General features: G+C 33.5%; 6 protein-coding genes, 5 tRNA genes and 1 rRNA gene. 2 read left to right on the top strand and 10 right to left on the bottom strand.

The features are described from left to right. Positions 1 to 101: 101 nt before the first annotated feature. From WHD07_RS17005 to WHD07_RS16970, 8 genes are all read right to left on the bottom strand, one after another. Positions 102 to 175 (bottom strand) — tRNA-Ala (locus WHD07_RS17005). Between the two features lie 83 nt (positions 176 to 258). After that, positions 259 to 332 (bottom strand) — tRNA-Ile (locus tag WHD07_RS17000). Between the two features lie 85 nt (positions 333 to 417). Then, positions 418 to 1,935 (bottom strand): 16S ribosomal RNA (locus tag WHD07_RS16995). 1,380 nt (positions 1,936 to 3,315) lie between these two features. After that, entirely contained in the window at positions 3,316 to 6,294 is a 2,979-nt protein-coding gene (locus tag WHD07_RS16990) for a DEAD/DEAH box helicase (RefSeq protein WP_343329348.1), read from the bottom strand. Positions 6,295 to 6,520: 226 nt separating this feature from the next. Then, positions 6,521 to 6,594 (bottom strand) — tRNA-Arg (locus tag WHD07_RS16985). A gap of 30 nt (positions 6,595 to 6,624) precedes the next feature. Then, positions 6,625 to 6,699, bottom strand: a tRNA-Pro gene (locus WHD07_RS16980). Between the two features lie 15 nt (positions 6,700 to 6,714). Further along, positions 6,715 to 6,796: transfer RNA gene (locus tag WHD07_RS16975), tRNA-Ser, on the bottom strand. 104 nt (positions 6,797 to 6,900) lie between these two features. Next, the gene (locus WHD07_RS16970; RefSeq protein WP_343329347.1) at positions 6,901 to 8,964 is read right to left on the bottom strand and encodes an HDIG domain-containing metalloprotein; all 2,064 of its coding nucleotides are present in this window, start codon (positions 8,962 to 8,964) and stop codon (positions 6,901 to 6,903) included. 133 nt (positions 8,965 to 9,097) lie between these two features. On the opposite strand from WHD07_RS16970, the gene WHD07_RS16965 reads away from it, so the two are divergent. Continuing rightward, positions 9,098 to 10,276, top strand: a complete 1,179-nt coding sequence (locus WHD07_RS16965; protein WP_343329346.1) for an acetyl-CoA C-acyltransferase — start codon at positions 9,098 to 9,100, stop codon at positions 10,274 to 10,276. A gap of 38 nt (positions 10,277 to 10,314) precedes the next feature. After that, positions 10,315 to 11,088 (top strand): C40 family peptidase, encoded by a 774-nt coding sequence (locus WHD07_RS16960; RefSeq protein WP_343329345.1) that lies wholly within the window; start codon positions 10,315 to 10,317, stop codon positions 11,086 to 11,088. 73 nt (positions 11,089 to 11,161) lie between these two features. On the opposite strand, the gene WHD07_RS16955 is transcribed toward WHD07_RS16960, so the two are convergent. Together WHD07_RS16955 and gyrA are read right to left on the bottom strand one after the other, a co-directional pair. Further along, positions 11,162 to 12,445: a tetratricopeptide repeat protein gene (locus tag WHD07_RS16955; protein ID WP_343329344.1), complete on the bottom strand. Its 1,284-nt coding sequence runs from the start codon at positions 12,443 to 12,445 to the stop codon at positions 11,162 to 11,164. Further along, positions 12,429 to 14,960: a DNA gyrase subunit A gene (gene gyrA / locus WHD07_RS16950; protein ID WP_343329343.1), complete on the bottom strand. Its 2,532-nt coding sequence runs from the start codon at positions 14,958 to 14,960 to the stop codon at positions 12,429 to 12,431. The genes WHD07_RS16955 and gyrA overlap by 17 nt, the downstream gene beginning before the upstream one ends. Between the last annotated feature and the right edge of the window lie 216 nt (positions 14,961 to 15,176).

Below are 15,176 nucleotides of genomic sequence, written 5' to 3'. Positions count from 1 at the left end.
CTCTATCTATTTGATTCTTACGATATCATTTTACCAATATGTCAATGAACTTGTGGCGAATCGCCACTGATAATTAAATCAGCAACAACTATAAGCCGTTGTGGAGAATATCGGAGTCGAACCGATGACCTCTTGCGTGCAAGGCAAGCGCTCTAGCCAGCTGAGCTAATCCCCCATTATGAAATTCAGAATAAATCCTAAATTATGAATGTAGAATCCCCTTACTTCCAGAATTTCCTTAAGTATCTTGCTTATTTGTAGTCCCGGGCAGACTCGAACTGCCGACCTCTACATTATCAGTGTAGCGCTCTAACCAGCTGAGCTACGAGACTAGAATAGCTTAAATACTTTTTTATTTTAAAATTAACAGCAAAGAGTAAAAAAAACCTTTTTTTGTAACTCACCATCTTTCTCTAGAAAGGAGGTGTTCCAGCCGCACCTTCCGGTACGGCTACCTTGTTACGACTTAGCCCTAGTTACCAGTTTTACCCTAGGCGGCTCCTCACGGTGACCGACTTCAGGCACTCCCAGCTTCCATGGCTTGACGGGCGGTGTGTACAAGGCCCGGGAACGTATTCACCGGATCATGGCTGATATCCGATTACTAGCGATTCCAGCTTCACGGAGTCGAGTTGCAGACTCCGATCCGAACTGTGATATGGTTTATAGATTCGCTCTCTGTTGCCAGATGGCTGCTCATTGTCCATACCATTGTAGCACGTGTGTGGCCCAGGACGTAAGGGCCGTGATGATTTGACGTCATCCCCACCTTCCTCACTACTTGCGTAGGCAGTCTCGTTAGAGTCCCCATCATAACATGCTGGCAACTAACGACAGGGGTTGCGCTCGTTATAGGACTTAACCTGACACCTCACGGCACGAGCTGACGACAACCATGCAGCACCTTGTAATATGTCCGAAGAAAAAACTATCTCTAGTCCTGTCATACTACATTTAAGCCCTGGTAAGGTTCCTCGCGTATCATCGAATTAAACCACATGCTCCACCGCTTGTGCGGGCCCCCGTCAATTCCTTTGAGTTTCAGTCTTGCGACCGTACTCCCCAGGTGGGATACTTATCACTTTCGCTTAGTCACTGAGCTAATGCCCAACAACTAGTATCCATCGTTTACGGCGTGGACTACCAGGGTATCTAATCCTGTTCGCTCCCCACGCTTTCGTCCCTCAGCGTCAGTACATACGTAGTAGACTGCCTTCGCAATCGGTATTCTGTGTAATATCTATGCATTTCACCGCTACACTACACATTCTATCTACTTCCATATGACTCAAGTCAACCAGTATCAAAGGCAGTTCCATAGTTGAGCTATGGGATTTCACCTCTGACTTAATCGACCGCCTGCGGACCCTTTAAACCCAATGATTCCGGATAACGCTCGGACCCTCCGTATTACCGCGGCTGCTGGCACGGAGTTAGCCGGTCCTTATTCTTACAGTACCGTCAAGCTGGTATACATACCAGTGTTTCTTCCTGTATAAAAGCAGTTTACAACCCATAGGGCAGTCTTCCTGCACGCGGCATGGCTGGGTCAGAGTTGCCTCCATTGCCCAATATTCCTCACTGCTGCCTCCCGTAGGAGTCTGGTCCGTGTCTCAGTACCAGTGTGGGGGATCTCCCTCTCAGGACCCCTACCTATCACAGTCATGGTAAGCCGTTACCTTACCATCTAACTAATAGGACGCATAGCCATCTTTTACCAATAAATCTTTAATTAATTAATCATGCGATTAATCAATACTATGGAGCATTAATCTTCATTTCTAAAGGCTATTCTCCAGTAAAAGGTAGGTTCTATACGCGTTACGCACCCGTGCGCCGGTCGTCATCTGTGCAAGCACAATGTTACCCCTCGACTTGCATGTGTTAAGCCTGCCGCTAGCGTTCATCCTGAGCCAGGATCAAACTCTTCATTGTATATTTTAAATATTTTAATGAATAAGTTTCAAAAGAATTTTACATTAATCTAATAATGTGGTCATTCTACTCTTTAATTACGCTGTCAATTTCAATATTTTCAATGAACTTTGCCGAGTCGGAAATGACAAGTTTTAACACTCTATCAATCCCCTTTTAATCTCGAACTTTGTAGAAACGTTAGAATCGAACTAACTGATTTTTTTTTAAATCATTCCAAATTTTCTCTGATCGTTTTGCTGTATTTCTTAGCGGCTGCAAACATACAAACTATTTCTAATCTGACAATAAAAAAAATAAAGTTTTTTTTATTTTAATTTGCTTGTGAAAAATGCTGAATTTTTTGCCGAAAATTTCGGACTGCAAACATACAACGTTTTTTACAAAGAAACCTCATAAAAATCAAAGTTTTTTTTGATAAAATCCTTATAACTTTATCAGCTTAACTCCTTAATTTTTAATCCCTTTACAACTTCTCAATGAACGAAACTAACGAAGCAATATTGCTGTTAGCGGGTGCAAACTTACAACTCATTTTTAATCTAACAACTATTTTTTAACCCTTTTTTTTTGTTTATTTCACATACTTCTCCTAATTATTTTGTTTCTAGTAAGTTACATGAAATGTTTTTTTGGTTATTTTTTTAAGGATCTTGGGTTTTAGGTGGGGTTTGGGGATAATTGCTACTTTTTAAAACATAATAGTATTAAAAACGGGAAAGAGTGTGCGCTGATTTTTTGTCTTAATAGGTTTGAAATAACTTTACTTGGTTACTTGGATTTGTTTTTTTGCTTTTAAATAAGGTCGGTAAATGATTATTTTTTTTAATTTAGTAGAAAAGAAATTCCGAAAAAGGTCTATTATAGTTGAAGTAGAAACTTTGTAAATAGAATTAAATCTAAAAAAAACGGTTTTATACAAAGCTTCGATTTGCTCAGAAGCTTAATTTACTAGAATAAAGGGATTGCTTCGTGCCTCGCAATGACGTTTTTTTTATATGAAGAACAAATGAGGTGGCTATTTGTTAAAATTTCTCTTTGTAGGCTTGTTTTCTTCTTGCTAATTACAATTATAGGCTTTGTGTTAGGGATTGAAACGGCATCCTTTTTGCTTTTCGCAAAAAGATATAGTGGAAAGCCCGACCTTTTTTATTCTATAAGTTTATTTGAATTGCAAAAGTGTACCTATATATAAACCCTACTCTTTTTTATATCTCAACAAAAAAAAGGGAACACCCAAATGGAAATTTATACGGATACTTTTTAAAATTATGTCTTTAATTGCTTTTTAAGGGGCGAAAAAATACTAAAACAAGTTCTGCACGACAAATGTTATACTTTTAGTTGCACTTCTTGTACTCTATATTACTGAAACTGATTTTAAGTAGGCATTTCGAACATATTTAAATGTTTCTTTAAAATTCCTGATGGTGTGTTTTTGGTTTCATCAAAGATTCTAGTATCTCCAAATAATATAAAACTATCTCTAGCTCTTGAAACCGCCACATTTAACATATTTGGTTTATTGTCTCTATCGAAAAACAATACACCTTCGTCCTCATTACTATATACAGAACTAAACAGTACAATATTGCGTTCTGCTCCTTGAAGTGCGTGTACGGTTCCTAATTTTATGTCGTTAACTTTAAAGCCAGATTCTATTAATGCTTTAGACAATTCTGTTTTTTGACTTGCAAAAGGTGTAATTATACCTAAAATATTTTCTATAGCATCTACATTGTAGGCTTTTTCGATATCGGCTTTATGCATGTTTAGCCATAAAATAATGGCTTTTACTTCATTTAAGTTATGACGACTGTTAAATTTACGTTCGCTATACCCCTCTACATGATAAGCCATCATTGAAGAAAATATTTGATCTTTATGGGCTTTTCCTTTCATTGGTTTTAGAATACCATCGTAAGCGAGTTCGTTACAAAAGCCAATAATTTCATCATTACACCTTCTGTGCTCTAATAACAGTAAGCCATTTTCTTTTTTGGTGACTAATGGTGTTTCGTATTCGCAGGCATTTTGAGCCATTTTCATGATACTACCACTAGAAGCTAAAAAACCAATGTTATTTAAATAAGCAATATGAGATGGATCTGCTACTATATTTTGATTGGTTAAATTACCATAATCGATTTTTAAAGGAATAGACCAAATAGGTTCTATTTGCTTTAAATCTCCCACAACAATTGCTTTTTTTGCTAATGAAAAGATAGGAATACTAACTTCTGGAGTTACTTGCCCCGCTTCATCTATAATTAATAAGTCTAAAAAATTAAATAAAGGAAGGTATTCAAAAATAGGTCTGCCTTCTTCATTTTCTCCTTGAAACTGACTGTACAAAAAGTGTGTAGGTGCTGTATATAAGGTTGCCACAAAACAAGGTGTAAGCATTGCTCTCCGTTTCCATTTAGCAATAACTGTATTTTCTCCGGTTCCTTTTTCTGTTTCGTTTACTAAAACATCTTCTGTTTCTAAAATCCACCTTGCCTCCCAATAATGAGTTGCTAATAAAAAAGCCTTGTGTCTTAGACTTAAGTCTATTTCATCATAAAAGAAACGGTGCGTTTTATCATTCGATTCCATTTTTTCATACTCAAACTCCCACATTTGTTCTTCTGAAACAAAAGGATATCCTGTAATATCATTTTGACGTTTCCAGTTGTGTAGTTTTAAGTTTGATGACAATGCCAAATTAAGATCGGCAATACAATTTTTGATAAATACAAGCGCTGTTTTATCACTGGAAAGTGTTTCTTTATTTATTCTAAAAAGGTGTTCTGAATTTGAGCTCCCCTCTTCTGAATCGGCTTTAAAATAACGTTTTATTTCACTAATAAATTGATCGTCTTTAGCAAGTGCTTTTATATCGACTATAATATCTCTCCATTCTTGTAATTTTGAGATTTGAATTACATTTTTTTTAATGTGATTGTTCTTGTCTAGCAATAAATTATTTACCTTTTCTATAGAAATTAAGTAGTTCTGAGAAATTTGTCCCCCTTCTATTATGTTATCTTCTATTACCGTAATTTCTTCTTGAAGGTGGTTGCAGGCATCTTCTAAGGATTCTGGATGAAACCCAAAATAATCTGAATAACTACTAAAATAGAAGTTTTTGGCATCATATAAATAATTTTCGTTTTCTAAATCACACAAAGTACCTTCATTACCAAACATGTTTCCTTTTAGGTAATTGATATTTTTTAAGCTTTTTTCACTTTTTGAATTGGAAGGTAAGTAGGTTGCATAACCATTAAAACCAGGAATCCAGCGTTGTGCTAAAATCCCCATATCACTTTTAGAGTTTATAAAACTATCTATAATATTGGTTACCGCTTGGTTGTTTGTAGAGCATGCTAAAATAACAGGCGCTTCTTCTCCTTTAATAGCCGCTCTTACCACTTCTGTAGCCACTAAACTTTGCAATAATGTTGTTTTACCTGTACCTGGAGGTCCGTTTACTGCTGTAATGGCATTTTCTTCTGCCGTAAAATAAGACAATAAGGTTTTACGCTGACTTATTGATAATGGAAACTCATTAGACATTTGCCCTAAATGCAAATGATTGTAATCTAAAAAGCCTTTATCTGTAATCGGTTCTCTTCGTTCTCTATTTACGGGATTTATAATTTTTGAAATTAACGGAAGCTCTTCTGTTTCATTTATTAAGTTTTCGTACAAAAAGAGAATGCTTTTTGCTGCCGAAATTTTAGAGCTCCTTGCAAAATAAGTGGCTTTATGATTTGTATTATACCCTACTGCTCTATAACTATCTATAGCTCCGTCTGTAATTTCAGAAAAAACCACATTGATATATTCCCAGTAAGCTGCCCAAGGGATGTTCTCTTCCTCCTCTTCTTTTTCTGGCTGTTCTATTTCTCTTGCTTCTGTAACTGTTTCTATTGATGAAAAAATAAAATCGTTTCCAACTTCTGCAATAGGATCTAAATAATTACGGACAATTAACGGAAAAACATCTCTTGGAGCAGATAATTGCCCTAAACGATTTACTCTTGCAGTAATCCAAAATGGATAGATGGTTTTTTGCTTAAAATTAGGGTCACTCGATTCAAAATCTAACTGAAAAGGCGCAATGATAATTTCGGCATCAAATACTTTGTGGTAATTGTCACTGTCTTTTTTTGTGATTCCTTTTAACCTATTTATCCTTTTTTCTTCTACATCTAACATTTCGGAAGCATTCTTTGGATTGATGGTTGCCGAACTTAAATCGCAATAGTTTTGATGGAATAAGTTTTTGATTCTAGAAATGTCTACAGCCAAGTTTTCACTATCAGTTAAACTGTTTTTGTAATAATTTAACCAGTTTTTTACGTTGCTCATGTATTTTTTTAGAATTCGTAGTTAGTAAAAAAATTGTGCGCGAATATATACTTTTAGAAGTGTATTCTTATTGAATTAGATGCTGTTGTTCTTTAAAAAAAGATAAATTAATCGCTAATTACTGAAAGTTAAGAGGTTAGTCTACTTTAAATTTATTAACAATTTATAGCTTGTTCTAAATAGTTTCTAAAAACAAAAAACCTTCACATTTCTGTGAAGGTTTAAGTGAGCCCTGAAGGATTCGAACCTTCGACCGCCTCCTTAGAAGGGAGGTGCTCTATCCAGCTGAGCTAAGAGCCCGTAATTTTTAAGTTGTTACGACCAACTGTGTCGGGGTGGCAGGATTCGAACCTGCGACCTCCTCGTCCCAAACGAGGCGCGATGACCGGGCTACGCTACACCCCGAGTGCAATTTCTTAGCGGAGAGACAGGGACTCGAACCCTGGCGACCCTAAGGTCGACAGATTAGCAATCTGCTGCATTACCACTCTGCCATCTCTCCTTTCGGAAACAGACTTAAAAGCCTGTACTGAAATTGCGAGTGCAAATTTAAGACTAGAAAAAGGATTATACAAGACTTTTTTGATTTTTTTTTAAATATTTTTTTTATTCAGGATATTCAACTCGTAAATGATAGATATTCATCAGTTTTTTCTTGATTACTTTTTTTATAATTTCTATTTCTCTAAAGGTAATATCTGAATTTAAAAACTGATTATCAGCCATTTGCTTAGCCATGATTTTATCAATCAAATTACTAATAGACATTGCTGTTGGTTTTGTTAAACTTTTAGACGCAGCTTCGGAGGCATCACACATCATTAGAATAGCAGTTTCTTTAGAAAACGGAATTGGACCTTGGTATTGAAAATTTTTAATATCTACTTCTGCATCCGGGTTTAATTCTTTTTCCTTCATATAAAAGTAATAGGTAGAACTGGTTCCGTGATGCGTTCGTATAAAATCTATAATTCTATCTGGTAAATTGTACTTTTTAGCCAACTCTACTCCTTTTATTACATGATCTGTAATAATTTTAGAGCTATCCCTTGGCGACAAATCATTGTGTGGATTAACACCTGTAGATTGATTTTCTGTAAAATACATTGGGTTTAACATTTTACCAATATCATGATACAAAGCTCCTGTTCTAACCAACATAGAATTGGCTCCTATTTCATTTGCTGCGGCTTCTGCTAAATTTGCTACCTGCATAGAGTGTTGAAACGTACCTGGGGCTTTCTCGTTTAATTCTCTTAAAAGCTTTGCATTAGTGTTAGAAAGTTCTAACAAGGTAACATCAGACACCAAACCAAATACTTTTTCATACATATAAATTAATATGATAGATAAAAAAGACAATAACCCATTTGCCGCAAAAAGCATAAAGTAGGTCCAATTTATCTGAGAAGCATTTCCTTCTCTAATAATAGAAAATGCAAAGTAGGTAAGCATATAAATTAATGTAATTTGAGCTACTGAAATAAATAAATTTGCTCTCTTATATAATTCTGAAACCGTTAAAATAGTTACAATACCTGCAATAATGTGTAAATAAATAAACTCGAAACTATTAGGTACAATATAACCTAATAGCAATACGGTTAAAACATGGGCAAACAAACCTAAACGAGCATCAAAAAAGGCTTTTAAAACTATTGGAAGTACACTTAAAGGAACCACATATAAATAATCTGAATTGTACTTTATAACCAATGTTTGTATAAAAATCATTGAAAATACATTGAAAAATATAAAGGTAACCTTGTTATTGTTATCAAATATTTCTAATCTATACTTATGTAAAAACAATAATAACATTAATAAAGCCAGTGCAACTAAAATAGTATATCCTAAAATAATCCAATTATAATTAGAATCTGTCCAAACCTTAGATTCAGACTCACTTTTTAAAGAATTTAAAATGGCTAGTTTTTTTCCTTCTACAATATCTCCTTTTAAAATAATTAACTTACCTGCCTCTACCTTACCTTTAGTATAAGAGATGTTTTTAATCTCATTGTCTATTACTTTTTCGCTGTAAAGGGCGTCAAAAGATACGTTCGGTTTTATGATTTCCGTCAACAAGTCTAACAGCACCTTTTTAGCATAAACATTTTTTTCTATCTCTAAATTACTTCTAATTATCTCTAAAACTTCTTTAGAGCTTAAAAGGTTTTTAAACACTACATCTTCTACTTCGTTTCCTTTTCTAACGGCTACTATTTCATTTTTATTAGAAACTCTATCTTGACTTGACACTTCTAAAAAACCTTTCTTGTAAACAAGATCTATAACTTTTTGACCAATTCTAGACAAATCTTTAACATCTTCTAGATTCAAAGAATCTGATTGTTTTACAAGAGCAACCCTTTCTAAAAAATTAGATTTTACTGTATTTTCAACATCAAAATTATGCGTAAAATATAATTTTGAGTTTGCCGAAATCTCCTTTTTTTCTATGGCAATTTCTTCTGCTGTTTTCTGAATAGCAAAATCAAAAGGTGCATATAAATTATCATATTTCCATAGCTGCCCGTTGTTAAAATCGTATTTAAATTGTCCTCCTTTTGGAAACAAATAAACAATTGCAACTGTGGTTACTAAAAACAAAATTACCTTATAAATAATGGCATTGTTTTGGTACAATTTATTAACTATATTACTCATAGATTCTATCTTCTTACAACAAACTTACCATAAAAAAGTCAAGCTCAAAAATTCAAGTAGAATAATAAAACTTAAATTGATTAAAAATAGTTAATTTAGCACACAAATCTTACTTAAAATAAACACTCTATTTATGAAAGAAGTCGTAATTGTATCTGTAGCAAGAACTCCAATAGGAAGTTTTATGGGAAGTTTATCAACAATACCAGCCCCTAAATTAGGAGCTATTGCTATAAAAGGAGCCTTAGAAAAGATCAATTTAACCCCCAATTTAGTTGAAGAAGTTTTTATGGGTAATGTAGTTTCTGCTGGCTTGGGTCAAGCTCCAGCAAGACAAGCATCCATTTATGCAGGTATCCCAAATACAGTTCCTTGTACAACCGTAAATAAAGTATGTGCTTCTGGTATGAAAGCCATAATGTTAGCTGCACAAACCATTGCTTTAGGAGATGCATCTATTGTTGTTGCTGGTGGTATGGAAAACATGAGTAGTATTCCTCATTATCAACACGCTAGAAAAGGATCTAAATTTGGACCAATAACCATGGAAGATGGCTTGCAAAAAGATGGTTTGGTTGATGCTTACGACAATATGGCGATGGGTGTTTGTGCTGATGAATGTGCAAGTGAGTATGGTTTTTCTAGAGAAGATCAAGACACTTTTGCAATACAGTCTTATAATAGATCTGCCAAGGCTTGGAGTGATGGAAAATATGCTGATGAAATTGTACCTGTAGAAATTCCACAAAGACGAGGAGAACCAATTATATTTTCTGAAGATGAAGAATACAAGAATGTTAGAATGGATAAAATTCCAACATTAAGGGCAGCTTTTACAAAAGACGGAACTGTTACCGCCGCAAATGCTTCTACTATTAACGATGGTGGTGCTGCCTTAGTATTAATGTCTGCAGATAAAGCAAAAGAATTAAATATTACGCCTATTGCAAAAATTAGAAGTTATGCAGATGCTGCTCATGAACCAAACTGGTTTACAACGGCTCCGGCAAAAGCAATACCAAAAGCATTAGCAAAAGCAAACTTATCTATTGATGATGTAGATTATTTTGAATTAAATGAGGCGTTTTCTATTGTAGGTTTGGCTAATATGAAAATTTTAAACATTACTGATGACAAAGTAAATGTAAATGGTGGCGCTGTTTCTTTAGGACATCCACTAGGTGTTTCTGGAGCACGAATTGTAATTGCTTTAACCTCTATTTTAAAACAACAAAATGCTAAAATAGGAGCAGCTGCAATTTGTAATGGTGGCGGTGGTGCTAGTGCATTTGTTATAGAAAGAATTTCGTAGAAAAAATAACTTAGAACTTATAATTCAAAACTCATAACTTGTTATACGGCATTTGTAATTTAAGCATGGTTCCTTTAAGAACTGAAGAATCAGACCAATCTGAAATGACTAGTCAGGTTTTATTTGGTGAAACTTTTGAGGTTATTGAAAGACAAAAAGATTGGAGTAAAATTCGCTTAACTTTTGATAACTACGAAGGTTACATAGATAATAAACAATACACAGAAATTAGTACAGATTTCTTTTTAAAATTAAAAACTGAAAAGCAATATTTTTCAGGAGAAATGATTGATTTTATTACCAACAGTAAAAACGAGTTAACCACCATTCCGTTAGGTGCCAACTTACCTTTTTACAATGCAGGAAAACTGCAAATAAACTCAGAATTATATCTCTACGAAGGCAGTGTTGTATCAGAAAAAAAATCTAAAAATGAAATTACACAAACTGCTTTTAATTATTTAAACACACCATTTTTATGGGGAGGAAAAACTCCTTTTGGCATTGATTGTTCTGGCTTTACACAAATGGTATATAAACTTTGCGGACATCAACTTTTAAGAGATGCAAAGCAACAAGCCACCCAAGGTGAAGTATTAAGTTTTATTGAAGAAAGTGAAGCTGGTGATTTGGCTTTTTTTGATAATGAAGAAGGAGAAATTATTCATGTAGGTATCATTTTAAGTGATTATCACATTATACACGCTCATGGTAAAGTTAGAATTGATACTTTAGATCATAGCGGAATATTTAATGCTGAACTTCAAAAACATACACACAAACTTAGAATTATTAAAAAAATGATTTCTTAAATTAAAAAAAATCAGACATAAAAAAAACCGAAACTAAAAATTAGTTTCGGTTTTTTTATTAAAAAGGTCTTAATTATTGACCTCTCATTTCTTTATAAATTGGTCTTAAAGCATCTGCTTCAGAAGTCATTTCTAAAGTATCATAAATATTTAAAAGTGTACTTACAGTCCCCTCTGTTCTACCAAGCTCATCTGCTTTTATAATATAAGGTAATGCTTCTTTACAAATTTCTTTTAATGTACCTTCTAATTCTGTATATTTTTTATCATTCGATAAATTTTCATTCATCTCATTAATAACATCAATTCTTTTGTTTAAAATGGTAACCCCTAAGTTTAAATAAGCATCTCCGTATTTAGGATCTAATTCTATCGCTTTTTTATAAAAACCAATAGCTTCTTCAATTTTATTTTCACCAGCATTTACAACTCCTAAATTAAAAAACAAAGTAGGATTTGTAGGATCTAATTTTACAGCTTCTTGCATTAAGGCTCCAAACTTATCCATTTGCTCTAGCTTAATGTACATTTGAGCTTGATTTAATAATAAATTGATATCTTTTGGATTCGCTTTTCTAGCTTCCTCTAAAGCAGCAACAGCTAATTCTGGTTTTCCTTGGTTTACATATATATAACCAATATTTTTGATAATTTCTGCTTGTTTAGATTCAGAAACTTTTTTACTAGGTTTTATATATTTACCAAACTTCACCATTGCATCTCTATTTGCTTTGGTTCCCATGTTTTCTTCTTTACCTGTTTCTTTATTTACAGCAATATATTGAGTTGTAATACCCGTATATTTAACATCTTGTAATTCTTTATAGTATTTTAAAGCACTATCGTAATCTTTACCTAAAGAAGAACTTAAAGCAGCGTTATATAAAAAAGAAGTATCAGTTGGACTTAATTTATACGTTAAATAAAAATTATTTGTCGCTTTTTTGTAATCTTTTCCATTATAAGAATCAATTGCTTTTTTAGATACAAATTGTATTAATTCGTTTAATTTAGGTTGAGCTTCTTTTGTATATTTTTGCTTTCCTATTTCTTTCTCATAAGAAATTAACTTATTGTATGCAGCCGCTGCTTTTTCTACGTTAGATTTTCCGTACGCAGATCCTTTTAAAAAGAAATATTTTGCTTTGTACTTTGCATCCATTGAGTCTTCTGCGCCTTCTAAACCAGCTAATGCTGCTTTTGCTTCTTTAAACGCCCCTTTTTTAATTGCCTTTTCGGCAGCTTTAAGTTCATTCTTCTGCGCAAAAGATGCTATTGATAAAAAGCCAACTGTTAACGCTAATATTTGATTTCTCATTTTACTAATTATTAATTTATTGTTATTCTTGATTTTCATTTGAATCATTTTCAATTTCCGTGCCACTTTCTGTTTTTCCTTCTACATCATTTACTACTTCCTCTTCTTCTACTTCTTCATCGTGAGCTACTTTTGCTACGGCAGCAATGCTATCTGAATCTTTAATATTTATTAAACGAACTCCTTGTGTTGCACGTCCCATAACTCTTAAATCTTCTACAGCCATTCTAATAGTAAGACCTGATTTATTAATAATCATTAAATCATTAGAATCATCTACATTTTTAATTGCCACTAAATTTCCTGTTTTTTCAGAAATATTTAAAGTTTTTACACCTTTACCACCACGATTAGTAACACGATAATCTTCTAATTTAGAACGTTTACCATATCCTTTTTCAGATACAACAAGAATATTACTTTCCATGTCATTTACAGCAACCATACCAATTACCTCATCGTTATCATTTTGTAAAGTTATTCCTCTTACACCAGAAGCAGTTCTTCCCATTGGACGAGTTTTTGCTTCTTCGAAACGAATAGATTTACCTGATGCTAATGCTAACATTACTTGACTATCTCCTGTAGTTAATTTTGCTTCTAGCAACTCATCTCCGTCCTTAATAGTAATAGCATTAATACCATTAGTTCTTGGTCTAGAATATTGTTCTAAAGAAGTCTTTTTAACTTGACCTTTTTTAGTTGCCATAATTACGTAATGGCTATTAATATAGTCTTCGTCTTTTAAGTCTTGTGTTACTAAGAATGCTTTTACTTTATCGTCTTGCTCTATGTTGATTAAGTTTTGCATTGCTCTACCCTTGGTATTTTTACCACCTTCAGGAATTTCATAGACACGCATCCAGAATACTTTACCTTTTTGAGTAAAGAACATCATATATTGATGGTTTGTACCAACAAATAAATGCTCTAAGAAATCTTCATTTCTTGTTGTAGCTCCTTTTTGCCCTCTACCTCCTCTATTTTGAACTTTATATTCTTCTAGATTTGTACGTTTTAAATACCCTGCATTAGAAATTGTTACCACAACTTTTGTATTAGGTATCATATCTTCTATACGCATATCTCCACCAGCATATTCTATTACAGATCTACGCTCATCACCATACTTATCTTTTATGTGTAATAACTCATCTTTAATAATTTGGTAACGTCTAGGTTCGTTTGCTAAAATATCTTTTAAATCAGTTATTGTTAACATAATTTCATCGAACTCTGCACGTAATTTATCTTGTTCTAGTCCTGTTAACTGACGCAAACGCATTTCTACAATTGCTTTTGCTTGAATTTCTGTTAATTCAAAACGCTCAACTAAAGCTTCTCTAGCTTCATCTGCATTATTAGAAGCTCTAATAATTTTTATAACTTCATCAATATTATCAGAAGCAATTATTAATCCTTCTAAAATATGAGCTCTTGCTTCTGCTTTTTTAAGTAAAAATTCTGTTCTACGAACAACAACTTCATGTCTATGCTCTACGAAGTAATGAATTAATTCTTTTAAATTTAATTGCTCTGGTCTTCCTTTTACTAATGCAATATTATTTACACTAAAAGAAGTTTGTAATTGTGTGTATTTAAATAATTTATTTAAAATGATATTAGGTATTGCATCACGTTTTAATACATATACAATACGCATTCCATTTCTATCAGATTCATCACGAATATTCGCAATTCCTTCTAATTTTTTATCATTTACAAGTTCGGCCGTTTTTTTAATCATTTCCGCCTTATTCACTTGGTAAGGGATTTCCGTAACAATAATGCACTCACGCCCCTTAACCTCTTCAATAACCGCTTTAGCACGCATTACAATACGTCCACGACCTGTATGAAATGCATCTCTTACACCATCGTAACCATAAATAATTCCTCCTGTAGGAAAATCTGGTGCGGTAATATGCAGCATCAATTCATCAATCTCAATATCTCTGTTATCTATATACGCAACAGTACCATTAATAACCTCTGTTAAATTGTGTGGCGCCATATTTGTTGCCATACCTACTGCAATCCCAGAAGCTCCATTTACCAATAAATTAGGGATACGAGTTGGCAATACGGTTGGCTCTTGCAACGTATCATCAAAGTTTAAACGATGATCTACCGTATCTTTTTCAATATCAGCTAACATATCTTCTGATATTTTCTGCATTCTAACCTCAGTATAACGCATTGCTGCAGGACTATCCCCATCTACAGAACCAAAATTCCCTTGGCCATCAACCATCATGTAACGTACACTCCAATCTTGCGCCATACGCACCATAGAATCATATACAGAAGTATCTCCGTGTGGGTGATACTTACCTAAAACTTCCCCTACAATTCTTGCCGACTTTTTATATGAACCTGTTGCTTTAATGCCCAACTCATGCATACCAAATAAAACCCTTCTATGAACTGGCTTTAAACCATCTCTTACATCTGGTAATGCTCTTGAAACAATAACCGACATCGAGTAATCGATGTACGCAGATTTCATCTGTTCTTCAATGTTAATCGGAATTAACTTTTCTCCGTCTGCCATAAATATATTTTGATTAATATTACTTCACTTTTTTAAAACAAGGCAAGATACTATTTTTCCTTGTCTCTACAAAGGTTTTAGCACTTGTAATTAAGTAGAGTTATCAACATTATTTAATAATTTTTAACATTATTTTATTTGCCTGATTTACAAGAGTTTTCTACTTTAGTATCATAGTCAAACTGTCAGTATTTTACCATTGGCACCTTTTTTGTA

The sequence above is a fragment of the Polaribacter staleyi genome (assembly GCF_038024045.1).
Lineage (GTDB): Bacteria > Bacteroidota > Bacteroidia > Flavobacteriales > Flavobacteriaceae > Polaribacter > Polaribacter butkevichii.
The sequence above is the reverse complement of the archived record's forward strand: the minus strand, read 5'-3'. Positions and strand labels throughout refer to the sequence as shown.

What these genes read in the sequence shown, in the direction of transcription:
- WHD07_RS16955 (WP_343329344.1), bottom strand. Translation starts at nt 12,445, where the DNA reads ATGAAAATCAAGAATAACAATAAATTAATAATTAGTAAAATGAGAAAT.
- gyrA (WP_343329343.1), bottom strand. Translation starts at nt 14,960, where the DNA reads ATGGCAGACGGAGAAAAGTTAATTCCGATTAACATTGAAGAACAGATG.
- WHD07_RS16990 (WP_343329348.1), bottom strand. Translation starts at nt 6,294, where the DNA reads ATGAGCAACGTAAAAAACTGGTTAAATTATTACAAAAACAGTTTAACT.
- WHD07_RS16970 (WP_343329347.1), bottom strand. Translation starts at nt 8,964, where the DNA reads ATGAGTAATATAGTTAATAAATTGTACCAAAACAATGCCATTATTTAT.
- WHD07_RS16965 (WP_343329346.1), top strand. Translation starts at nt 9,098, where the DNA reads ATGAAAGAAGTCGTAATTGTATCTGTAGCAAGAACTCCAATAGGAAGT.